Origin of the sequence: Parahoeflea olei (assembly GCF_001703635.1) — a bacterium.
GTDB classification, from domain to species: Bacteria; Pseudomonadota; Alphaproteobacteria; order Rhizobiales; family Rhizobiaceae; genus Hoeflea; species Hoeflea olei.
The window spans coordinates 289,330-309,292 of record NZ_LQZT01000048.1; the positions used below are offsets into that span (position 1 = coordinate 289,330).

The window sequence follows — 19,963 nt, forward strand, 5'->3', positions numbered from 1 at the left end:
CGCGAGAAAAGGCTTGCTGTTTGGCGGAGCGCTTGGCACCTTCGCAGTCGCGAAAGGATTGCCGCATGGACGAAGTGCCCGACCAGAATTTCCGCGAACGCGTTACCGGCAGTTTCGCGCGGCAGGCTGCCATGCGCACCATCGGCGCGTCCCTGACCAAGGTCGATTACGGCGTGGTCGAGATCGAGATGCCGTTCCGTGAGGATCTGACCCAGCAGCACGGGTTCCTGCATGCCGGCATCCTGTCTGCCGCGCTCGATTCGGCCTGCGGCTATGCGGCGCTGAGCGTGATGCCGGAGGACGCCGCGGTGCTGACGATCGAGTTCAAGATCAACCTGTTGTCGCCCGGACGCGGCGACCGGTTCCTGTTTCGCGGCGAAGTCACCAAACCGGGCAACACCATCATCGTCAGCGACGGGCGCGCCTATGCCATCGCCGACGGGCCCGCCAAGCTGATTGCCTCGATGACCGGCACCATGATGGTGGTGCGCGGGCGTGAAGGGATCGACGGATGAAGGGCGAAGTCAAACCTGTCGGCGGCCGGCGGGTTCTCTATGTGATGGCGGCGGAGGCCGAATACGGCCCGCATCTGAAGGCGCGGTTTGCGCCGCTGTTCACCGGGGTGGGCCCGGTCGAGGCCGCGGCGGCGGTCGCGCTCAGGCTGTCGGCGCTGGCGGGCAACCCGCCCGATTGCGTGGTCTCGCTCGGCTCTGCCGGCTCGCGGCTGCTCGAGCAGACCGGGATCTACCAGGTTTCGTCGGTGAGCTACCGCGACATGGACGCAAGCGCGCTCGGCTTCGAGAAGGGCCGGACGCCGTTTCTCGACCTGCCGGCCAAGCTCTCGCTGCCGGTGATCGCCGAAGGCGTGCCTTCGGCCAGCCTCTCGACCGGTGCCAATATCGTCTCGGGCGCAGCCTATGACGGCATCGATGCCGACATGGTCGACATGGAAACCTTCGCGATCAAGCGCGCCGCGAGCCTGTTTTCCGTGCCGGTCCTCGGGTTGCGCGGCATTTCCGACGGCAAGCAAGACCTCAACCACGTCGACGACTGGACCGAATATCTCCATGTTATCGACGAAAAACTGGCCCATGCGGTGGATCTGCTCGAAGCGGCGATTGCATCCGGCGCGGCTTTGGCCTAATCGCTCGCCATGAACGACATCATCCTCGAGACCACCCACCCCGATTCCATCCTGATTATCGATTTCGGCAGTCAGGTCACACAGCTCATTGCCCGCCGGGTCCGCGAAGCCGGCGTGTATTGCGAGATCGTTCCGTTCCAGCTGGCGGCCGAAGGCTTCGAGCGGCTCAAGCCCAAGGGCGTGATCTTCTCGGGCGGCCCCGATTCGGTCACCCGCGAGGGCTCGCCGCGCGCGCCCGAGGCGGTGTTCGAATCCGGCGTGCCGATCCTCGCCATCTGCTACGGCCAGCAGACGCTCTGCACCCAGATCGGCGGCGAGGTCGAGGGCGGTCATCACCGCGAGTTCGGCCGCGCCGATGTCGAGATCCTCAAGCCCTCGCCGCTGTTCGAGGGCTTCTGGGAAGTGGGCAAGAAATATCCGGTCTGGATGAGCCATGGCGACCGGGTAACCCGGCTGCCGGAAGGCTTCGAGGTGATCGGCACCTCGCCGAACGCGCCCTTCGCCATATCGGTCAATGAAGACAAGCGCTACTACACCACCATGTTCCACCCCGAAGTGGTGCACACGCCCGACGGGGCGAAGCTCCTGTCGAACTTCGTGCACAAGATCGTCGGGCTCAAGGCCGACTGGTCGATGGCCGCCTACCGGGCGGAGATGGTGCAGAAGATCCGCGACCAGGTGGGCGACGGCAAGGTGATCTGCGCGCTCTCCGGCGGGGTCGACTCCTCGGTGGCAGCGCTCTTGATCCACGAGGCGATCGGCGACCAGCTCACCTGCATCCTGGTCGACCATGGCCTGATGCGCATGAACGAGGCCCGCGACGTGGTTGCCATGTTCCGCGAGCACTACAATCTCTCGCTCAAGCTGGTGGATGCCTCCGACCGCTTCATCTCGGCGCTCGAGGGCGAAGCCGATCCGGAAGTCAAGCGCAAGACCATCGGCCGGCTGTTCATCGAAGTGTTCGAGGAAGAGGCGAAAAAGATCGGCGGCGCGGATTTCCTGGCCCAGGGCACGCTCTACCCCGACGTCATCGAAAGCGTCTCGTTCTCGGGCGGTCCCTCGGTCACCATCAAGTCGCACCACAATGTCGGCGGGCTGCCCGAGCGCATGAACATGCAGCTGGTCGAGCCGCTCCGCGAACTGTTCAAGGACGAGGTGCGCGTGCTCGGCCGCGAGCTCGGCCTGCCCGACAGCTTCATCGGCCGCCACCCGTTCCCCGGGCCGGGGCTCGCGATCCGCTGCCCGGGCGGCATCACCCGCGAAAAGCTCGACATCCTGCGCCAGGCCGACGCGATCTATCTCGACGAGATCCGCAAGGCCGGGCTCTACGACACCATCTGGCAGGCATTCGCCGTGCTGCTGCCGGTACAGACGGTGGGCGTGATGGGCGACGGGCGCACCTATGAATTCGTCTGCGCCTTGCGCGCCGTCACTTCGGTCGACGGCATGACCGCCGATTTCTATCCCTACGACATGGATTTCCTCGGCCGCACCGCCACGCGGATCATCAACGAGGTCAAGGGCATCAACCGCGTCGTCTACGACGTGACCTCCAAGCCCCCCGGCACCATCGAGTGGGAATAATTCGCGCCTACCCAAACGCCGCCGATAACCGCCGATTACGCTCCATAAAGCGCTGAAAATAAAGAATTTTCTTTCCGGCGTCTTTCGCCGTCAATCGCTGGGAAAGCCTCGCGATCGACGGCGGAACTGACGGTATGGGGCGTCTTGTGACATCGCGGAATTGCATATACCGTCATGGCTTAGAGAGCTTGTGACGGTATTTTTTTGACCTTTATTCCATTGAAAATAAAGGAAAATTCGCCGCCAGGATTGGTCGATTTTGGCCTGACGGTATTTTCAGGGGCTCTCTGGCGTTTTTTGAACGATCTAGGAGGGTCCGATGCTTACCGATGCGGCAATCAAAGCACTGAAGCCAAAGGACAAATTATACAAGGTCACTGACCGTGACGGTATGTATGTCGTCGTGAACCCGTCGGGCGCCGTCGTGTTCCGCTATGACTACCGTATGCACGGTCGACGCGAGACCTTGACCCTCGGCCGATACGGGCCAGCGGGCCTTTCTCTCGCCCGCGCTCGGGAAAAGCTTATCGACGCACAGCGCTCGATTCAGGAGGGGCGGTCGCCCGCCCAGGAGAAGCAGCGCGAGAAGCGCCGCATCAAGGAAGCAAAAAGCTTTGGCGAGTTTGGCGAACGCTGGCTGCAAGAGCACCGGATGGCCGAAAGCACTCGCGCGATGCGCCGCTCGATCTACGAGCGCGATATACTGCCGACGTTCCGCAATCGGTTGCTGACGGAAATCACGCCCGAAGATCTTCGGGCGATGTGCGACAAGGTGAAGAAGCGGGGAGCGCCGGCCACGGCGGTCCATGTTCGTGACATCGTGAAGCTCGTCTTCGCCTTCGCGAAGCTGCACGGGGAGAAGGTGTCGAACCCCGCCGAAGAGGTCGGGCCGGCGTCGATCGCGACGTTCGTTCCCAAGGACCGCTCGCTCTCGCCCGCCGAAATCCGGGTTATGCTCGGCCAGCTTGAGCATGTGGCGACGTTGCCTACCATCCGGCTCGGCCTGAAGCTGATCCTGCTGACGATGGTCCGCAAGAGTGAGCTGCAGGACGCGGTGTGGGATGAGGTCGACTTCGAGAATGCGGTGTGGTCGATCCCGAAGGAGCGGATGAAGCGTTCCAAGCCGCACAACGTCTATCTGTGCGAACAGTCGCTCGACATCCTCGTCGCGCTCAAGACCTGTGCCGGCAATTCGCGCTACCTGCTGCCATCGCGCTACGACGCGGATGCGCCGATGTCGCGCGCGACCTTCAACCGCGTCACCTCGGCGGTCGTCGTGCAGGCCAAGAAGGCGGGGTTGCCGCTGGAGCCGTTTACCGTGCATGACCTTCGCCGCACGGGCTCGACGCTGCTCAACGAGCTGGGCTTCAACAGCGACTGGATCGAGAAGTGCTTGGCCCACGAGGATGGGCGCTCTTCGCGCGGCGTCTATAACAAGGCCGAGTATGAGCACCAGCGCCGCCACATGATGCAGGAATGGGGCAATCTGATCGACGCATGGGTCGGCGGTCAGAAATACACCCCAACGCTCTATCCGGCCTCCATGGACCTTCTGGCCCCGGAGCCTAACCTTTGACCGGACGGGTCTTCCTGAGCGTTACGTCGGGTGCGGGGGCACGCTTGGCGGTCTTCGCCTTGGAGGCTCGACGGCGTTCTTCAAGCCAAGCCTCCACTTCGCCGAGGTCCCATACGACGGTTCGAGATGTCAGATAGAAGCGCTGCGGAAACTCGCCGCGCTGCTCCATGTCGTAGATGGTCGTGTCAGCCAGGGGAACGATCTGTCGAAGCTGGTGCCTGCGGATGGTGCGTTTGTTGAGAGGGGCCGGTGTCTGGCTCATCGCCCAGCCCCACCGTTTGCGATCCTGTCGTTCCATGTGTTCATGCCAAACCTCCTTTAATGTGGCCGGGGTAGCGACTTGGCTGCATTCTCGGCGTCTGGCGAACCATGGCGAAGGATCGGCCGCCGGTAGCGTGCCGCATTCGCGTTCGCTCGCGCACGGCACCCCAACCGGGTTCGCATGACGTGTGCGGTGATAGGGGCGCTAATCACCGCATATCGTACGATGATTATGCTGGTGAGAGCGGAATGGGCGCGGCGGGAGCATAACAGCATCGCCGGTACGACCCGCGGGCATGGGCTCAGCCGATGCTGCGCCGGGCCTTAGCGAAGCCGCGATCGGTCGAGATGAAGCGTTCGAGCATTGGCACGATCAGCTTAGCGGGCTCGATGGGTTCGCCGCCCTCGGCTAGCAGGCGGCCGTATTCTGTAAGATCGCGATGGAGCGCGGCGGGCAGCTCCAAGGCGACCTTCACAGGTTTGTCGTCGGCGATCGGGCCGAGTTTCAGCTTGGCCATAGTCAGTTCCTGTAGGGTTCGAGCACCAAATCCTTGGTGACAATGACTCGGACCGGAAAGCCGGGCCGGATGGTCAGCGTCGGCGCGACCTGCAATTGGCGCTGGACAATCTGCTGGCCGGCCTGGTTGATCGTGTCCTGCGCGCCGTCGCGGATGGCGCGGATCAGCCGGTCATTGTCGTCGGTCGCGAGTTCCGCGCCGACGCCGAGCAGGGTCGAGAGCGCGGCGGCCTTAGCGAGATCCCACCAGTGATAATCGACACCATCCTCCAGGCCGGCATAGCCCTGGGCATCGGCGCCTGGCTGGCGCTCGAGAACGATCGAGCCCCCGTTAGGCATGATGAGGCGGTTCCAGACGAGCAGCACGCGGCGCTGACCGAACTGCACCGCGTTGTCATACTGACCGATCAGCCTAGTGCCTTGTGGCACAAGCAGGATGCTGCCCGTCGGGCTGTCATAGATGTTTTCCGTGACCTGCGCCGTGATCTGTCCGGGAAGATCGGAGCGGATGCCGGTGATGAGCGCCGCCGAGATGACCGCTCCCGCCTGAAGCACGAAGGGCGATGCCGGCGGCGAGACGCGATCGGGCGTCACGGTGCGCCGGTCGGCTGCGGCGTTGAGAAAGGCAAGCTGCCGGTCCTGGGTGGTCGATTGCCCTGCCGCGGCGCTGCCGGGGTCGAATCCGGCGAGGCCGGGCATGGCCCCCGGCGTCGCGGCCGCAGTCGATCCCTGCCGTGACTGGAAGAACACGGCGCTGAGGCGCGCGGCTTCTTCCTCGGCGCGGCGGCGTTGCTCGGCCTCATCGACGCCCGGCGTCGGAACGACAGGCGGCACGACGGGCTGGCCGGCATTCTGCGCGGACAGGATGGGGCCTCCCAGATCGCCCGGCAACGCTGGTCCAAGAATGGGACCTGTATAGTCGCGCGGCAGTCCGGCAAGACCATCGGCGGGCTGGCGGTTGGACGTAGAATATAGCTCCTGACCGTCATCGCCGCCCGTGCGCGTCTGGAGCGCATAGATCAGCGCGCCGCCGATCCCGACCATGGCGACGGCCGCAAAACTGGCTAGCATCTTGCGTGACAGGCGCGTGACTCGGGGCGCTTCGGCACGCAGGCGCATCGGAGCGGTGTTGGTGTTGTCGGGATCGCTCATGACTGCGGCCTCCCATCTGTGCGGACAATCCTGACGGTCTGCTGGCTTTTGCCACCGCCAAGACGCAGCTCGGCCGCGCCGAACAGGCGATCGACGATCAGGATGTGTTGGTAGATGCGGGTATTGGCGATCTGCGCCTCGCCCTCGGCTCCAATGACGAAAATCGGCGGCATCTCGCCCTGCACGATGCCACGCGGGAACTCGACATAGACACGGCGGCCGTCGTCATAGACGGCGACCGGCTTCCAGGGCGGATTGCTGCTGCCGGTCAGGCCATAGCGGTAGTTGCGCGCGGCCACCGCCGGGATGATCGGCATTGCCGGAACGGCCTGCCGCCCGCCTCTAGCCGACTGCGGATAGGACCAAGCGACGGCCGGCATATAGGGCTTCTCGCCGGAGCGCAGTTCGACCATGTAGGTGCGCCGGTCGGTGGTGATGACGAGATTGGTGGTAATGTCGGCACGCGTCGGCTTCACCAGCACATGGACGCGGCGAGCCACGCCGGAGCCGGATTCCGTATCGCCGATGATCCAGCGGGCGGTGTCGCCGGCCGCGATCGGGCCTGCGCCTGTCAGGCTCTCGCCCGGTTCGAGCGCGATGTTGGTGATCTGGCCAGGAGCGGCATAGACTTGATAGAGGGCGCCTTCCGACCACGGATAGACCTGAATGGCGTTGAAGTAGCCTTCGCGGCGCGGCTGCACGCGCGCTGCGGCGTTGGCATTCTCGACACGGCCGGTTGCCGTGCTGGCGGTCTGACCGCCGCGCGCCACGGTCCAGGCCGGAGGCACATGCAGCGGCTTCAGCCGCTCGTCCGTCACCGCTGCGGGAATGGCCGGCAGCGGCGGGACGCTGTTGTCATAGCTGATCTGCGGCGGCTTAGTGGAGGCGCAGCCGGTGAGCATGGTCGCCGAGAGCATCGCAGCCGCGATTGCGGGTTTGCGGATTGCGCGGTTCATTGGCCCATCTCCCGCGACCAGTTGATGGCGTTGACATAGATGCCGAGCGGATTGGCTTTCAGCCGTTCGGCGTCTCGGGGCGGCTGGAGGGCGATGGTGAGGATCGCGGTCCAGCGCTCCGTGCCGGAGAGCTGGCCGTTCTCGAAGTGCCGTTCCGTCCACGCGACGCGAAAACTGTCCGGCGAAGCGCGGATGACGCTGGAAACGTCCACGGCGATCTGCTGCTTGCCGACCTTGGTGAAGGGGTCGTTGGTGCGGGCGTAGTCGTTGAGCGCGCCCGCGCCGCGATCGGTGGTCCATTCATAGGCGCGAAGCCAGTTCTGGCGCACGATGATCGGATCGGCGGGAATGCTCCTGACCTGCTCGATGAAGCGGGCGAGATGCCAAGCGATCTGCGGATCGGTCGGCCCATAATCTGCGGTCGCCGGCGCGACGGTCTGGGCCTGGCCGAGCTTGTCAACCTGCACCACCCAGGGAACGACAGTTCCCTGCACCGATTGCCAGACAAGTGCGGCGGCAAAGCCGCCAGAGAGAACCAGCGAGCCGAAGGCCATGTATCGCCAGTTCTTGGCCTGTACGCGGGCGGAGCCAATGCGCTCGTCCCAGACCTGCGCGGCCTTCTGATAGGGCGTCTCGGGTTGCGGGGTTTTGCCGTAATGCGTGGCGGGGCGTCGAAAGAGGTTCATGAGCGGTCACTTTCAGAGAGGTTGACGGAAGAGCCGGAGCCGTGGCCGTCGCCGGAGCGGACGGCGTGGGTCGTGGTCTGGACGCCGTGCGAGAGACGCTGCGAGCGCTGCATTCGCTTCGCCCAATCGGGTTGGCCCTTGGCGGTGTGGGTGGCGGAAGCGGCGTCGGCTGCCGCATCGGCGGAACCGCCGACTGTCCCCATGGTCGAAGAACCGCCGGTCACGCCGAAGCCGCCCTTCACGCCCTCGGAAAAGCTGGACTTGACGATGGCCGCTGCACGGCGCAGCGGCGACATGGCGGCGGAACCTGCTGCCCGCCCCATGCCACCCATGCCGGATGCAGCACCTGCTGCACCGGACTGGCCGAGCGAACCGAGGCTGAAGGCGGCGGATGCCGCGCCGGCTGCGGTCGCGCCACCACGCACGGCGGCAGCGCCGGTGGAAAGCGCGGCTGCACCGCCCTTGGCGGCAAGGCCAGCAGCACCAGCGCCGGCCAGCACCATGCCGCCCGCGGCAAGGCCAGTGCCAACGGCAGCGCCCGCGCCGAGCTGCGGGCCGCCGGAGACGAGGCCGTTGGCGATGCCGGGGCCGAAGATGCCGAGGCCGAGAAGCGAGAGAGCGGCGAGCACGACGGCCATGGCTTCGTCGATGCTCGGTGTCTGGCCGCCGAACCCTTGCGTGAACTGTGAGAACAGCGTCGAGCCGATGCCAATGATGACGGCCAGCACCAGAACCTTGATGCCGGACGACACCACATTGCCCAACACCTTCTCAGCCATGAAAGCGCTTTTGCCCCAAAGCCCGAAGGGGATGAGGACAAAGCCGGCGAGCGTCGCCAGCTTGAACTCGATCAGGGTGACGAAGAGCTGGATCGCCAGGATGAAGAAGGCGAGGATCACCAGCGCCCAGGCGAAGAGCAGGCACGCGATCTGGATGAAGTTCTCGAAGAAGGCGACCCAGCCCATCAGGTCAGAGATGGATTCGAGCAGCGGTCGGGCGGCATCGAGGCCGGTCTGTGCGACCTCGCCGGGGCGCATCAGGTCGGCGGCCGAAAACCCGGTCCCGCTCGCCTTCAATCCCAGCCCGGCGAAGCTGTCGAAGACGATCTTCGCCAGGTTGTTCCAGTTGCCGATGAGATAGGCAAAGGCCCCGACAAACAGCGTCTTCTTGACGAGGCGCGCGATGATGTCGTCATCGGCGGCCCAAGACCAGAACAACGCGGCCAGCGTCACGTCGATGACAATGAGCGTGGTGGCGATGAAGGCGACTTCGCCCGACAACAGGCCGAAGCCGGAGTCGATATAGCGGGTGAAGACCCCAAGGAAATTGTCGATGACGCCAGCGCCGCCCATGATCAATTGCCCTCGGTTCGGAGGGGCGAGGACGGCGCGGGCGTGCGGCCGAGAAAGCGGTCGCGCGTTTCCGCCCAGACCCGCATACACTCGCCATCCTCGGCAGCTTTCTGGCCGAGCTGCTGGCAACGGCGCTGGCCTTCACGCAGCGGGTCGGATGCGGGTTGGTGAAGGCGCACCGGCGAAGATGCCGACGCGTCCTCCTTGCGGGTCAACTCGATCACCGTCGCCGTTAAGGCAACGGCGACGAAGACGATAGCGCCGAGGCGTGCCAGCATCTTGCCGTCCATGTTCACGACCTCAGTTGCCGTTGTTGAACATCCGCGCGCTGCCTGCCTGGTAGCCCGGGCCGGGCGTCAGGAAGCGGCGGCGCTGTTCGCGGCCCTGTTCGGCGGCGGCGGCACGCTCGGCCTCGGTGAGTGCGCTCGCGCGGCCGTTGGAGGCGAGCAGCGCGACGAGATCGGAGAGCTGCTGCGACTGGAGCGCGAGGATCTGATTGCCGGCCTGCGTCGCTTGAAGCGCCCCGGTCGCGCCTTGGCTCTGGTTGACCAGCGCCGACATCTGCGTGCGGTTGCTGTCGATATTGCCCACGACGCCGGCCTGCACACGCATGGCATCCTGCAAGCCGCCGACCGTGTTCTTCCAACGGTCGCGGGCATTGGCGACGAGCTGCTGGTCTGTGGTCGACATCGAGACGTTGCCGTACTGGCTCTGGAACGCCTGATCGATCTTCTGGACGTCGAAGGCGATGTTCTGCGCCTGCCCAAGAAGCTGCTGGGTCTTCCGGACGTTCTGTTGCAAGGTCTGGAGGGCAGAAAACGGCAGGCTGGCTAGGTTCTTCGCCTGATTGATGAGCATCTGCGCTTCGTTTTGCAGGCTCGTAATCTGATGGGTGATCTGTTCCAGCGTGCGCGCCGCCGTCAGGACGTTTTGCGCATAGTTCGTCGGGTCATAGACGATGCGCCAAGCATTGGCCGGCGTCGCCATCATCGGCGAGAAGGCCACCGGTACCGCGGCGAGCACGGTTGCGGCAATCGCCACGGCGCGCGAGCGGATAAAACTGTTTTTCATGGTGCAGTCTCCTTTTGGGCGTGGGGAATCGCGAAGGTCGGGATGAGGTCGGCGGCCCAGCCGACGTCGCGGGCGCGCAGCCACGCGGCGAGGAAACCTTCGCGGCCATGCTCGACGACGAGATTCGCGATCAGGGTCTGGTCGGCTTTGGAAGATGCGACGCAGAGCGCGAGGCCAACCTCGCTCAAGCCCAATTCGAACAGGCGGTTGCCGCGCCGCGACTGGCAGTAATAGTCCCGCTTGGGCGTGGCCCGCGCGAGAATTTCGATCTGCCGGTCGTTGAGGCCGAAGCGCCGATAGATCGATGTGATCTGCGGCTCGATCGCGCGTTCGTTCGGCAGAAGCAGCCGCGTCGGGCAGCTCTCGATGATGGCCGGCGCGATGCTCGAATTGTCGATGTCGCTGAGCGACTGCGTGGCGAAGATGACGGACGCATTCTTTTTTCTGAGCGTCTTCAGCCATTCACGGAGCTGGCTGGCGAAGCCTTCATCGTCCAGGGCTAGCCAGCCCTCGTCGATGATGAGCAGCGTCGGCCGCCCGTCGAGCCTGTTGCCGATGCGGTGGAAGAGATAGGAAAGCACGGCCGGCGCTGCGCCGGTGCCGACCAGCCCCTCGATCTCGAACGCCTGCACGTCGGCCGAGCCGAGATGTTCGGTCTCGGCGTCGAGCAAGCGACCGTGAGCGCCACCGACACAGTAGGGCCGGAGCGCCTGCTTGATGTCATTGGACTGGAGCAGGACCGCAAGGCCGGTGATGGTGCGTTCCTCGACCGGCGCGGAGGCGAGCGAGGTCAGCGCGGTCCAGATATGCTCCTTCACCTCGGGCGTGATGGAGATACCCTCACGCATGAGGATCGCGACGATCCAGTCGGCCGCCCAGGCGCGTTCATAGGTGTCGTGGATGCGCGCGAGCGGTTGAAGCGAGACGGAGAACTCGTCCCCGTCGGTCAGCCCACCGCCGAGATCGTGCCAGTCGCCGCCCATCGCGAGCGCCGCGGCCCGGATCGAACCGCCGAAGTCGAAGGCGAACACCTGGGACCGCTCGTAGCGCCGGAACTGGAGCGCCATCAGCGCGAGCAGGACGGATTTGCCCGCGCCGGTCGGGCCGACGACCAGGGTGTGGCCCACGTCGCCGACATGGAGACTTAACCGGAACGGGGTCGAGCCTTCGGTCTTGCCATACAGCAAGGGGGGCGCACCGAAATGCTCGTCCCGTTCCGGCCCCGCCCACACTGCAGAGAGGGGGATCATGTGGGCGAGATTGAGCGTCGAGACCGGCGGCTGGCGGACGTTGGCATAGGCATGTCCGGGGAGCGAGCCGAGCCAGGCATCGACGGCATTGACGGTTTCGATCATGGCCGTGAAGTCGCGGCCCTGTATGACCTTCTCGACGAGACGCAGTTTCTCGTCTGCAAGGCGAGGATCGGCATCCCACACCGTGATGGTCACGGTGACATAGGCCATGCCGGCGACATCCTGGCCGAGCTCCTGCAAGGCCATGTCGGCGTCGGCGGCCTTGTTCGCCGCATCGGTGTCTACGAGGACGGATGCCTCGTTGGTCATCACTTCCTTGAGGATCGCGGCGATGGACTTCCGCTTGGCGAACCATTGCCGCCTGATCTTGGTCAACAGCTTGGTCGCGTCGGTCTTGTCGAGCAGGATGGCCCGCGTGCTCCACCGATACGGAAAGGGCAGCCGGTTGAGATCGTCGAGCAGCCCCGGCGTCGTCGCGGTCGGAAAGCCGATGATGGTGAGGACACGCAGATGCTGATCGCCAAGGCGCGGCTGCAGCCCGCCGGTGAGTGGCTGATCGGCGAGCAGCGCATCGAGATAGATCGGCGTCTCGGGGACCCGGACGCGATGCCGATTGGTTGAGACGGTCGAATGCAGATAGGTCAGCGTCTCGCTGTCATCGAGCCAGTCGCATTCGGGCATGAAGCCATCGAGCAGGGCCAGCACGCGCTCGGTGCGATCGGTGAAGGCGCGCAAGATCTCATGCGGATTGACGCCGGAGCGCTCGCGGCCTTCGTATAGCCAGGTCTCGGCGCGGGCGGCTTCCTCGGCCGGCGGCAGATAGAGGAAGGTCAGGAAGTAGCCGGAGACGAAGTGAACGCCTTCTTCCTCGAAATCGGCCTTGCGCTCTGCGTCGACGAGGCCTGATGCGGCGTCGGGGAATTGGTTCGCCGGATAGATCGCGGCCTCGTGGCGCTGAGCTTCGACGAAGATGCTCCAGCCAGAGCCGAGACGGCGGAAGGCGTTGTTGATGCGGCCGGCGACGGCGACCAGCTCGGCCGCGACGGCGCTATCGAGATCGGGACCGCGGAACGACGCGGTGCGCTGGAAGGAGCCGTCCTTGTTCAAGACGATGCCGGGGCCGACGAGGGCAGCCCAGGGAAGGAAATCGGCAAGGCGGCTGGCGCTGCGGCGATATTCGGCAAGGTTCATCATGGGGTGGGCTCCCTCAGACCGACAGGTTTGCGGGGATGCGTAAGTGCCGGCGGCCGACCTCCACGAAGAGCGGATCGCGTTTCGCGGCCCAGACGGCGGCGAAGTGGCCGATGGCCCAGATGGCGAGGCCGACCAGCCACAGGCGCAGGCCAAGGCCCACGGCCCCGGCCAGCGTCCCGTTGAGGATCGCGATGGAACGCGGTGCGCCGCCGAGCAGGATGTGCTCGGTCAGCGCGCGGTGGACCGGCACGGTGAATCCCGGCACGTCCAGTTGCTCGAAGGCGACCGCCATCAGACGAGCGCCCCGCCGCCGAACGAGAAGAACGACAGGAAGAAGCTCGACGCGGCGAAGGCGATCGACAGGCCGAACACGATCTGGATCAGCTTGCGAAAGCCGCCGGACGTATCGCCGAAGGCGAGCGCCAAGCCCGTTGCGATGATGATGATGACGGCGACGATCTTGGCCACGGGGCCTTCAATCGACTGAAGGATTTTCTGAAGCGGCGCTTCCCACGGCATCGAGGAGCCGGAGGCGTGCGCAGCAGGAACGAGGACGAGATTGACATAGGTGACGGCAGCAGCGGTCGCGATCGCGCGACGTACGCGCATGGTGGTGGGGATCATGAATTATCTCCTGTGCTGGCGGGGATTGCGGGGCTGATGCGGTAGCCGCCGTCCGGGCCGAGTCCCTCGACACGGGCGAGTTCGGCGAGCCGGCGCGCGGAGCCGCGGCCGGAGAGGACGGCCACAAGGTCGATCGTCTCGGCGATCAGCGCGCGCGGGACGGTGACGACGGCCTCTTGAATGAGCTGTTCGAGTCGGCGCAGCGCACCGATGCCGGTGCCAGCGTGGATCGTGCCGACGCCGCCTGGATGGCCGGTGCCCCAAGCTTTGAGGAGGTCGAGCGCTTCAGAGCCGCGCACCTCGCCGATGGGGATGCGGTCCGGGCGCAGGCGCAGCGATGAGCGGACGAGATCGGAGAGCGTGACGACGCCCTCCTTGGTCCGCATGGAGACAAGGTTGGGCGCGGCGCATTGCAGCTCGCGCGTGTCCTCGATGATCACGACGCGATCGGCGCTCTTCGCCACTTCGGCCAGCAGCGCGTTGGTCAGCGTGGTCTTGCCGGTCGAGGTGCCACCCGCGACCAGGATGTTGGCGCGCGCCGCGACGGCTTCGCGCAGGGTCTCGGCCTGATCGGCGGTCATGATCCCGGCGGCCACATAGTCGTCGAGTGTGAAGACCGCGACGGCGGGTTTGCGGATCGCGAAGGCTGGGGCGGCGACGACAGGCGGAAGAAGCCCCTCGAACCGCTCGCCCGTCTCCGGCAATTCCGCCGAGACGCGCGGGGATCGCGCGTGAACCTCTGCGCCGACATGGTGCGCGACCAGGCGCACGATGCGCTCGCCATCGGCGGCCGACAGCTTCTCGCCAGTGTCCGACAATCCTTCGGAGAGACGGTCGATCCAGATGCGCCCGTCGGGGTTCAGCATCACTTCAACGACGGCGGGGTCTTCCAGAAAGCGTGCGATGGCGGACCCAAGCGCCGTGCGCAACATGCGCGCGCCGCGCTGAATCGCCTCTGGTCTCTGATGAGAAGAAGTCATGCCGTCCCCGCAGTTCGAAGGGGACGCAACAGTCAGTTCCCCGATTGGGGATGATTAAAAGAGCCCGAAATCGGGCCTGTTCAACAACAATCGAGAGATGTGCGGTTATCGGCGGGCATCGACGGCAAATCGGATGGTTTAATAACAAAGGTATTTGCCAGAACGACTTATCTGCTGACAATAAAAAGCGGCAGTTCGTGATTCGCGCTAAACGCGAACAACAATGAGGGGGTGGAGATGGTAACGAGAAATGAACGCCTAGACGCGGTGGTCGAAAAGATTTCCGACTATCGGGAGGGCGAGATTGCTCCGATGAACGCCGCGCATGTTGATCGGTGGGTCCAACAGTTTCCAGAAGGCGTGCAGGAGCCGCTCCTCGCGGAACTTGCCCATGTCTTCGACAAAACGTACTTCACCCGCAAAAAAGTGAACCAGTTCCTTTCCGCCGTTGCGGTCAACGAACGGCTGACCGCTGGGAATCCAGCTGAATTCTGGAAGAAAACAACTGTTCTCGACATTCAAACTTCGGGCAATAGCCAGCATGAAATGCTCGCGACCTTTGACACTGTCTTGCAGAAAGCATGTGGGATCAGTCTGAGCGAGTGCGGGCAGGCTGGCGGTAGCTCGTATGTCTATATTGATGATGTTCTGTTTTCCGGCGGTCGGATCAAAAACGACATAGTCCGCTGGATCAAAGACGCAGCGCCCCAGAACGCAAAGCTCGTCATCATCACGATCGCCTACCACCGTTTGGGTCAATGGCGAACAGAGAACGATATTCTCGAAGCGGCAAAGGCTGCGGGCAAGAAGATCGAGCTTTCCTGGCCGCACGTGTTCAAGGTCGAGGATCGCAAGAAATACATCGATAATTCCGATGTTCTTCGCCCAACCGCTATTCCGGCTGACAGGGCCACGGCTGAGTACGTTGCAGGGCTTACGATGGACCCTGTGTTTCGCACGCCGGGGCAACTGGGGGATCTGGGCTTTTTCTCCACCGAAGCCGGGCGCTCTCTGCTGGAGCAACAATTTCTTGTTTCTGGTGTCCAGGTACGCGGCCTATGCCGGCACCTGAACACGTATATGCGGCCATTGGGTAACAGCATGATGGGAACCACGGGCTTCGGCTCGATGATCGCTACCTATAGGAATTGCCCGAACAACGCGCCGTTGGTGTTGTGGGCTGGTGATCCGTGGTATCCTCTGTTTCCGAGGAAGACCAATTGACCCTATGAGCCAGGCTGAATTCAGAGAGTACGAACGCGATCAGGTTGTCAGCTTCCGTAAGACGACGGAGGATTTTGGCGGCCTTTCGAACATGGCTCCAGGCTATCCAATCTACATTCTTGGCTTAAGAGTCCGTACATCTGAAGCATTGTACCAGGCGTGCCGTTTCCCGCATCTTCCGCAAGTTCAGCGGATGATTGTCGAGGAAACAAGCCCGATGACGGCGAAGATGCGTTCCAAACCTTATCGTGACGATTCCCGCGCGGATTGGGAAGAGGTGCGTGTTAAGGTCATGCGATGGTGCTTGCGAGCAAAATTGCTTCACAATTGGCCAGCTTTTTCCAAGCTTCTGCTTGCGACGGGTGATCGCCCTATTGTTGAGGACTCGCGCAAGGACGATTATTGGGGCGCCAAAGGCGGCGAAGACAATTTGCTCGCGGGCAGAAATGTGCTCGGCAGGTTACTAATGGAGCTGCGAGAGATTGTTCGTAGCGATCCGGCGCGGTTAGAAGAGCTGTATCCGCTGGATATTCCGAACTTTCTCCTTCTAGGCGACACGATCCCGATGCTGACAAGACGGGGGCAGCATCATAGCGAGCGCGGCATACACGACGTAAATCCTGAACGGACCAAATCTGTTGCCACCAAGGCAGTAGATGAGCCTGTTCAAGACCGCCTTCTCTAGAAGGCTGGTGTTTCGCGTCTGTGTCACTGGTGATCGCCAGTTGAAGCATTGGGGCCTCGCCCTTCAATGTCGCGCGAAAGCTCTTTCAAGAATCTGTCTCCGGTCGCCAGTCGCTTGCCGAGCGTCTGCATGAAGCCCTCGAACCGCTCCAGCCCCTTGGCACGGCCTGAGGCTTGCGTCGCGTCGGGCAGGACTGGCGTGAAGGTCAGCCAATAGCGGACGAACAGCGAGATGGCCTCGCCGAGCACGGCGAGATCTTCGTCGATCGTATCGATCTGACGGCCGAACTTGTCGAGCCGCCGCGACATCGCCGCCTCCAGCCTCTCGGTCGTATCGCCGGAGAGGAACGATGCCACGGCGGCTTCGATGATGGCGGATTTGGAGATGTTCCGGCGCAGTGCCAGCGCCTCGACCTGTTTGAGCAGGGCTGGGTCGAAATAGACGTTCATGCGCGTGCGTGGTGTCATGGCGCGCTCCTCAAAGCTCTATGCCGTCGCCGGGATCGAGCGAGGCTTGCCGCGCGACCACCCGCATTCGCGCACGCATTGCATTGGCTTTGGCGGCATCGACATCGGGTTCGTCGTCCAGAAGCTCGAACTCCTGCGCGGGCGATGGCGGCGGAGGCAGGATTTCTTCATGCTCGTGCAATTCCGGCTCACGGCGGATGCCGGCATTGGCGGGATCGCCGCCATCGCCGCCGACGCTCGCCGCGCCGGCATGGCCCGCCGCTGCGACGACACGGCCCGACCAATCATCGGTCGTCGGGGCATTCGAAGGCCCGACCGCCAGCTCGGACGGCGCGATGATGCGTTCCTTCAAGCGCGCGTCCTCGAAATACTTCGCCTTGGTCGCGCGGATCGGCGGCGTGCCCGCGACCATGACGATTTCCTCATGTGGCGGGAGCTGCATGATCTCACCCGGCGTCAGCAGCGGGCGCGCGGTTTCCTGCCGTGAAACCATGAGATGTCCCAGCCAGGGCGACAGCCGGTGACCGGCATAGTTGGTGGAATCGCGCAGCTCGGTCGCGGTGCCGAGAGCGTCCGACACGCGCTTGGCGGTGCGCTCGTCGTTCGTGGCGAAACTGACGCGGACATGGCAATTGTCGAGGATGGCGTTGTTCGGCCCATACGCCCGCTCGATCTGGTTGAGACTCTGGGCGATCAGGAAGCCCTTGAGGCCGTAGCCCGCCATGAAGGCGAGCGCAGATTCGAAGAAGTCGAGCCGACCCAGCGCCGGAAATTCGTCCAGCATGAGCAGCAGCCGATGGCGTTCTCCGGAGGTGGTCAGCTCCTCAGTCAGCCGGCGGCCGATCTGGTTGAGGATCAGGCGAATGAGCGGCTTGGTGCGGTTGATGTCGGAAGGCGGCACGACAAGGTAGAGGCTGACGGCTTTCCTGCTGCCGACGAGATCGGCGATGCGCCAGTCGCAGCGTGCAGTCACACGCGCCACCACCGGATCACGGTAGAGGCCGAGGAACGACATGGCGGTCGACAGCACGCCCGACCGCTCATTGTCGGACTTGTTCAGCAACTCGCGGGCCGACGAGGCGATGACGGGATGAACGCCGGCTTCGCCGAGATGCGGCGTGTCCATCATCGCGCGCAAAGTGGCTTCGACCGGGCGGCGCGGATCGGAGAGGAAATTGGCGACGCCTGCGAGCGTCTTGTCCTTCTCCGCATAGAGAACATGCAGGATCGCGCCGACCAGCAATGAATGGCTGGTTTTTTCCCAATGGTTGCGCTTGTCGAGCGAGCCTTCGGGATCGACCAGGATGTCGGCGATGTTCTGGACGTCGCGGACTTCCCATTCCCCTTGCCGGACCTCTAGCAGCGGATTGTAGGCGGACGATTTCGCATTGGTCGGATCGAACAACAGGACGCGACCATGCTTGGCTCGAAAGCCAGCGGTCAGGCCCCAATTCTCGCCCTTGATGTCGTGGACGATGCAGCTTCCCGGCCAGGTGAGCAGGGTCGGGACGACGAGGCCGACGCCCTTGCCCGATCGGGTCGGGGCGAAGCACAGCACGTGCTCGGGGCCGTCATGGCGCAGGTAGTCGCAATCATAGCGACCGAGCACGACGCCATCTGGACCGAGCAGGCCGGCGGCGCGGATTTCCTTGTTTTCGGCCCAGCGTGCCGATCCGTAGGTCGCGACATTGCGCGCCTCGCGCGACCGGATGATGGACATGGTGATCGCGGCAACGATGGCGAAAAGGCCGCCGGATATTGCGATGATGCCGCCCTCGGTGAAGATCGCGGGGGCATAGGCATCGAAAGAGAACCACCACCAGAAGAAGGCGGGTGGGTAATAGATCGGCCATCCCGCCAGCTCGAACCAGGGGCTTCCAAGCTGCGCCTGAAAGCCGAGCCGCCACGCGGTCCATTGGGTCGCCAACCACATCATCACGAACACGATGGTCAGGACGACGGCAATCTGACCCCAGAGAATTCGGCCTCCACGCATACGAGCTCCAATCGGCAAAATTGTTGGAGCCGATCAAAGAATGCGGGATTTCGGAAGGAGCAACAGTTAAGACGATGCTGGAGGGCGGCCGGATACTGTCGACGGCGAATAGGATGGGCGCGTCAGATCTATTCTGCGCACGCCGTGGTTTCTGTTCGCCGCATCTTCGATGCCAGTGTGAGCAGATTTCGTAATGCGGCGCCGCGATTGTTCGGTGACCAGACCGCCGAGAAAACCACGGGATCAGGTTCATCAATGATCGGAACAAGCGCGACACCGAACGTAGGAGAAAGCTGGCTCGCAGCTCCTAACAGCGTGATTCCGAAGCCCTGCGCTACCATGGATAGAAGTGTGCCGCGCTCAACCGCGAATCGATGGATGGCAGGCGGCGGCCACCCTCGGGCAAGCCGCAAGATAATATGGTCGTGAACTTGTGGTCCGGTCCCACCATGGCGGACAAGAAAAGTCTCGGCAGCGAGATCAGTCCACTGGACACCTACCCGGCCGGCCAGTCTATGCTTTGACGGGAGCGCGACGACGAGCGGCTCAGTCCATATCGGTCGGGAATGGCAATCGGGCAGCTCAAAAGTGCCAACAAGGAACGCCACGTCGAGCTGACGGGCGCGTAGTTGCGTAATGGCGTCGCGTGCCGATCCTTCGGCCATATCAAGTGCTATGGCCGGATATTGCTCACGGTATCGCGTCAGCAGGCGATCGAGAAAGCTGCCTGCTATCAGGCCGTGAACACCGACGCGCAGGCGGCCGGATTCTCCCGATGCCGCCAAGCTTGCGGATTTCACAGCATTCTCAAGGTGGTCGACGCCGGCTGTCACGCGTTCGACAAAATAGCGTCCAGCTTCCGTCAGGCGAACGCCGCGGGTATTGCGCTCGAAGAGCGGAGTGCCAAGCTCATCTTCCAGCGCCTTTATGCGAGCGCTGACACTTGACTGGCTGGTGCCCAATGCTTTCGCCGCGTGGTGAAAGTTGAGATGCTCCGCAACGGCAATTGCTTGAATCAACGAGGCCATAGAGATGCGGTTGCGCAGGATCGCACAGCAGGTCAATGGTTTCGGTTCTGCTTCTGTTGACCTATTCGTTTGCCCGGCCTTGTTAGCGACGGCCATGGAATGCGCTCCTCCGTGCTCGCTTCACTCGTGGCCATCGCACTCGAAAATGAGGAATCCATCTAAAGCGTGTCGCAGCTTTTCAGATTCGGAATTCCCTGATTGATTTATTTGTGA

The 19,963-nt window shown here is 63.5% G+C and carries 21 protein-coding genes; 6 read left to right on the forward strand and 15 right to left on the reverse strand.

Going from position 1 to position 19,963, the window contains the following annotated elements; translation table 11 throughout:
• The first annotated feature begins 65 nt into the window (after positions 1 to 65).
• The 4 genes from AWJ14_RS19750 (at position 66) to AWJ14_RS19765 (ending at position 4,304) form a co-directional block, all read left to right on the forward strand.
• Complete coding sequence (locus tag AWJ14_RS19750) at positions 66 to 515, forward strand: PaaI family thioesterase (protein WP_066183476.1); 450 nt, start codon at positions 66 to 68, stop codon at positions 513 to 515.
• The gene (locus AWJ14_RS19755; protein ID WP_066183478.1) at positions 512 to 1,144 is read left to right on the forward strand and encodes a 5'-methylthioadenosine/S-adenosylhomocysteine nucleosidase; all 633 of its coding nucleotides are present in this window, start codon (positions 512 to 514) and stop codon (positions 1,142 to 1,144) included. The genes AWJ14_RS19750 and AWJ14_RS19755 overlap by 4 nt, the downstream gene beginning before the upstream one ends.
• 9 nt (positions 1,145 to 1,153) lie before the next feature.
• Entirely contained in the window at positions 1,154 to 2,728 is a 1,575-nt protein-coding gene (guaA, locus tag AWJ14_RS19760) for a glutamine-hydrolyzing GMP synthase (protein ID WP_171904911.1), read from the forward strand.
• A 319-nt stretch (positions 2,729 to 3,047) separates the two neighbouring features.
• Positions 3,048 to 4,304, forward strand: coding sequence for a tyrosine-type recombinase/integrase (locus AWJ14_RS19765; RefSeq protein ID WP_066183481.1), 1,257 nt, complete (start codon positions 3,048 to 3,050; stop codon positions 4,302 to 4,304).
• Here the strand turns inward: AWJ14_RS19765 and AWJ14_RS19770 are convergent.
• The 12 genes from AWJ14_RS19770 to trbB form a co-directional block, all read right to left on the reverse strand.
• Complete coding sequence (locus AWJ14_RS19770; RefSeq protein ID WP_066183631.1) at positions 4,294 to 4,566, reverse strand: helix-turn-helix transcriptional regulator; 273 nt, start codon at positions 4,564 to 4,566, stop codon at positions 4,294 to 4,296. The two genes, AWJ14_RS19765 and AWJ14_RS19770, sit on opposite strands and share 11 nt — an antisense overlap.
• A 301-nt stretch (positions 4,567 to 4,867) precedes the next feature.
• Positions 4,868 to 5,083 carry a DUF2274 domain-containing protein gene (locus AWJ14_RS19775; RefSeq protein WP_066183483.1) on the reverse strand — a complete coding sequence of 72 codons (216 nt, stop codon included), beginning with the start codon at positions 5,081 to 5,083 and terminating at the stop codon, positions 4,868 to 4,870.
• 2 nt (positions 5,084 to 5,085) lie between these two features.
• Complete coding sequence (locus tag AWJ14_RS19780) at positions 5,086 to 6,234, reverse strand: TraB/TrbI/VirB10 family type IV secretion system protein (protein ID WP_066183485.1); 1,149 nt, start codon at positions 6,232 to 6,234, stop codon at positions 5,086 to 5,088.
• A complete protein-coding gene (gene trbG / locus AWJ14_RS19785; protein WP_066183488.1) occupies positions 6,231 to 7,190 on the reverse strand; it encodes a P-type conjugative transfer protein TrbG in 960 nt (319 codons plus the stop codon). The genes AWJ14_RS19780 and trbG overlap by 4 nt, the downstream gene beginning before the upstream one ends.
• Positions 7,187 to 7,876: a conjugal transfer protein TrbF gene (trbF, locus tag AWJ14_RS19790; RefSeq protein WP_066183490.1), complete on the reverse strand. Its 690-nt coding sequence runs from the start codon at positions 7,874 to 7,876 to the stop codon at positions 7,187 to 7,189. The genes trbG and trbF overlap by 4 nt, the downstream gene beginning before the upstream one ends.
• A complete protein-coding gene (gene trbL, locus AWJ14_RS19795; protein ID WP_066183494.1) occupies positions 7,873 to 9,228 on the reverse strand; it encodes a P-type conjugative transfer protein TrbL in 1,356 nt (451 codons plus the stop codon). The genes trbF and trbL overlap by 4 nt, the downstream gene beginning before the upstream one ends.
• A 2-nt stretch (positions 9,229 to 9,230) precedes the next feature.
• Positions 9,231 to 9,518 (reverse strand): putative entry exclusion protein TrbK-alt, encoded by a 288-nt coding sequence (trbK-alt, locus tag AWJ14_RS19800; protein ID WP_066183496.1) that lies wholly within the window; start codon positions 9,516 to 9,518, stop codon positions 9,231 to 9,233.
• A gap of 10 nt (positions 9,519 to 9,528) precedes the next feature.
• Positions 9,529 to 10,299 (reverse strand): P-type conjugative transfer protein TrbJ, encoded by a 771-nt coding sequence (gene trbJ, locus AWJ14_RS19805; protein ID WP_066183499.1) that lies wholly within the window; start codon positions 10,297 to 10,299, stop codon positions 9,529 to 9,531.
• Positions 10,296 to 12,746 (reverse strand): conjugal transfer protein TrbE, encoded by a 2,451-nt coding sequence (trbE, locus tag AWJ14_RS19810; protein ID WP_066183502.1) that lies wholly within the window; start codon positions 12,744 to 12,746, stop codon positions 10,296 to 10,298. The genes trbJ and trbE overlap by 4 nt, the downstream gene beginning before the upstream one ends.
• Positions 12,747 to 12,759: 13 nt before the next feature.
• Complete coding sequence (locus AWJ14_RS19815) at positions 12,760 to 13,038, reverse strand: VirB3 family type IV secretion system protein (protein ID WP_066183505.1); 279 nt, start codon at positions 13,036 to 13,038, stop codon at positions 12,760 to 12,762.
• Positions 13,038 to 13,370, reverse strand: a complete 333-nt coding sequence (locus tag AWJ14_RS19820) for a TrbC/VirB2 family type IV secretion system protein (protein WP_066183507.1) — start codon at positions 13,368 to 13,370, stop codon at positions 13,038 to 13,040. The genes AWJ14_RS19815 and AWJ14_RS19820 overlap by 1 nt, the downstream gene beginning before the upstream one ends.
• Complete coding sequence (gene trbB / locus AWJ14_RS19825) at positions 13,367 to 14,350, reverse strand: P-type conjugative transfer ATPase TrbB (RefSeq protein WP_066183509.1); 984 nt, start codon at positions 14,348 to 14,350, stop codon at positions 13,367 to 13,369. The genes AWJ14_RS19820 and trbB overlap by 4 nt, the downstream gene beginning before the upstream one ends.
• A gap of 237 nt (positions 14,351 to 14,587) precedes the next feature.
• Here trbB and AWJ14_RS19830 point away from each other — a divergent pair, with 237 nt between their 5' ends.
• Both AWJ14_RS19830 and AWJ14_RS19835 read left to right on the forward strand, forming a co-directional pair.
• A complete protein-coding gene (locus tag AWJ14_RS19830) occupies positions 14,588 to 15,574 on the forward strand; it encodes a phosphoribosyltransferase-like anti-phage protein (protein ID WP_066183512.1) in 987 nt (328 codons plus the stop codon).
• A gap of 4 nt (positions 15,575 to 15,578) precedes the next feature.
• Complete coding sequence (locus tag AWJ14_RS19835; protein WP_066183515.1) at positions 15,579 to 16,259, forward strand: NADAR family anti-phage protein; 681 nt, start codon at positions 15,579 to 15,581, stop codon at positions 16,257 to 16,259.
• A 23-nt stretch (positions 16,260 to 16,282) separates the two neighbouring features.
• Here the strand turns inward: AWJ14_RS19835 and AWJ14_RS19840 are convergent, their stop codons facing one another.
• From AWJ14_RS19840 to AWJ14_RS22045, 3 genes are all read right to left on the reverse strand, one after another.
• Positions 16,283 to 16,726 carry a ribbon-helix-helix domain-containing protein gene (locus AWJ14_RS19840; RefSeq protein ID WP_066183517.1) on the reverse strand — a complete coding sequence of 148 codons (444 nt, stop codon included), beginning with the start codon at positions 16,724 to 16,726 and terminating at the stop codon, positions 16,283 to 16,285.
• Between the two features lie 10 nt (positions 16,727 to 16,736).
• Positions 16,737 to 18,722, reverse strand: coding sequence for a conjugal transfer protein TraG (locus AWJ14_RS19845; RefSeq protein WP_066183520.1), 1,986 nt, complete (start codon positions 18,720 to 18,722; stop codon positions 16,737 to 16,739).
• A gap of 128 nt (positions 18,723 to 18,850) precedes the next feature.
• On the reverse strand, positions 18,851 to 19,750 hold the full coding sequence (locus AWJ14_RS22045) for a LysR family transcriptional regulator (protein WP_171904913.1): 900 nt from the start codon (positions 19,748 to 19,750) through the stop codon (positions 18,851 to 18,853).
• Positions 19,751 to 19,963: the final 213 nt, after the last annotated feature.

Coding starts and splice junctions, on each gene's coding strand:
- trbJ (WP_066183499.1), bottom strand. CDS start 10,299: ATGAAAAACAGTTTTATCCGCTCGCGCGCCGTGGCGATTGCCGCAACC.
- AWJ14_RS19755 (WP_066183478.1), top strand. CDS start 512: ATGAAGGGCGAAGTCAAACCTGTCGGCGGCCGGCGGGTTCTCTATGTG.
- trbG (WP_066183488.1), bottom strand. CDS start 7,190: ATGAACCGCGCAATCCGCAAACCCGCAATCGCGGCTGCGATGCTCTCG.
- AWJ14_RS19845 (WP_066183520.1), bottom strand. CDS start 18,722: ATGCGTGGAGGCCGAATTCTCTGGGGTCAGATTGCCGTCGTCCTGACC.
- AWJ14_RS19830 (WP_066183512.1), top strand. CDS start 14,588: ATGGTAACGAGAAATGAACGCCTAGACGCGGTGGTCGAAAAGATTTCC.
- AWJ14_RS19750 (WP_066183476.1), top strand. CDS start 66: ATGGACGAAGTGCCCGACCAGAATTTCCGCGAACGCGTTACCGGCAGT.
- AWJ14_RS19840 (WP_066183517.1), bottom strand. CDS start 16,726: ATGACACCACGCACGCGCATGAACGTCTATTTCGACCCAGCCCTGCTC.
- trbK-alt (WP_066183496.1), bottom strand. CDS start 9,518: ATGGACGGCAAGATGCTGGCACGCCTCGGCGCTATCGTCTTCGTCGCC.
- AWJ14_RS19780 (WP_066183485.1), bottom strand. CDS start 6,234: ATGAGCGATCCCGACAACACCAACACCGCTCCGATGCGCCTGCGTGCC.
- AWJ14_RS19815 (WP_066183505.1), bottom strand. CDS start 13,038: ATGGCGGTCGCCTTCGAGCAACTGGACGTGCCGGGATTCACCGTGCCG.
- guaA (WP_171904911.1), top strand. CDS start 1,154: ATGAACGACATCATCCTCGAGACCACCCACCCCGATTCCATCCTGATT.
- AWJ14_RS19775 (WP_066183483.1), bottom strand. CDS start 5,083: ATGGCCAAGCTGAAACTCGGCCCGATCGCCGACGACAAACCTGTGAAG.
- trbF (WP_066183490.1), bottom strand. CDS start 7,876: ATGAACCTCTTTCGACGCCCCGCCACGCATTACGGCAAAACCCCGCAA.
- AWJ14_RS22045 (WP_171904913.1), bottom strand. CDS start 19,750: ATGGCCTCGTTGATTCAAGCAATTGCCGTTGCGGAGCATCTCAACTTT.
- trbE (WP_066183502.1), bottom strand. CDS start 12,746: ATGATGAACCTTGCCGAATATCGCCGCAGCGCCAGCCGCCTTGCCGAT.
- AWJ14_RS19765 (WP_066183481.1), top strand. CDS start 3,048: ATGCTTACCGATGCGGCAATCAAAGCACTGAAGCCAAAGGACAAATTA.
- AWJ14_RS19770 (WP_066183631.1), bottom strand. CDS start 4,566: ATGAGCCAGACACCGGCCCCTCTCAACAAACGCACCATCCGCAGGCAC.
- AWJ14_RS19820 (WP_066183507.1), bottom strand. CDS start 13,370: ATGATCCCCACCACCATGCGCGTACGTCGCGCGATCGCGACCGCTGCT.
- AWJ14_RS19835 (WP_066183515.1), top strand. CDS start 15,579: ATGAGCCAGGCTGAATTCAGAGAGTACGAACGCGATCAGGTTGTCAGC.
- trbL (WP_066183494.1), bottom strand. CDS start 9,228: ATGGGCGGCGCTGGCGTCATCGACAATTTCCTTGGGGTCTTCACCCGC.
- trbB (WP_066183509.1), bottom strand. CDS start 14,350: ATGACTTCTTCTCATCAGAGACCAGAGGCGATTCAGCGCGGCGCGCGC.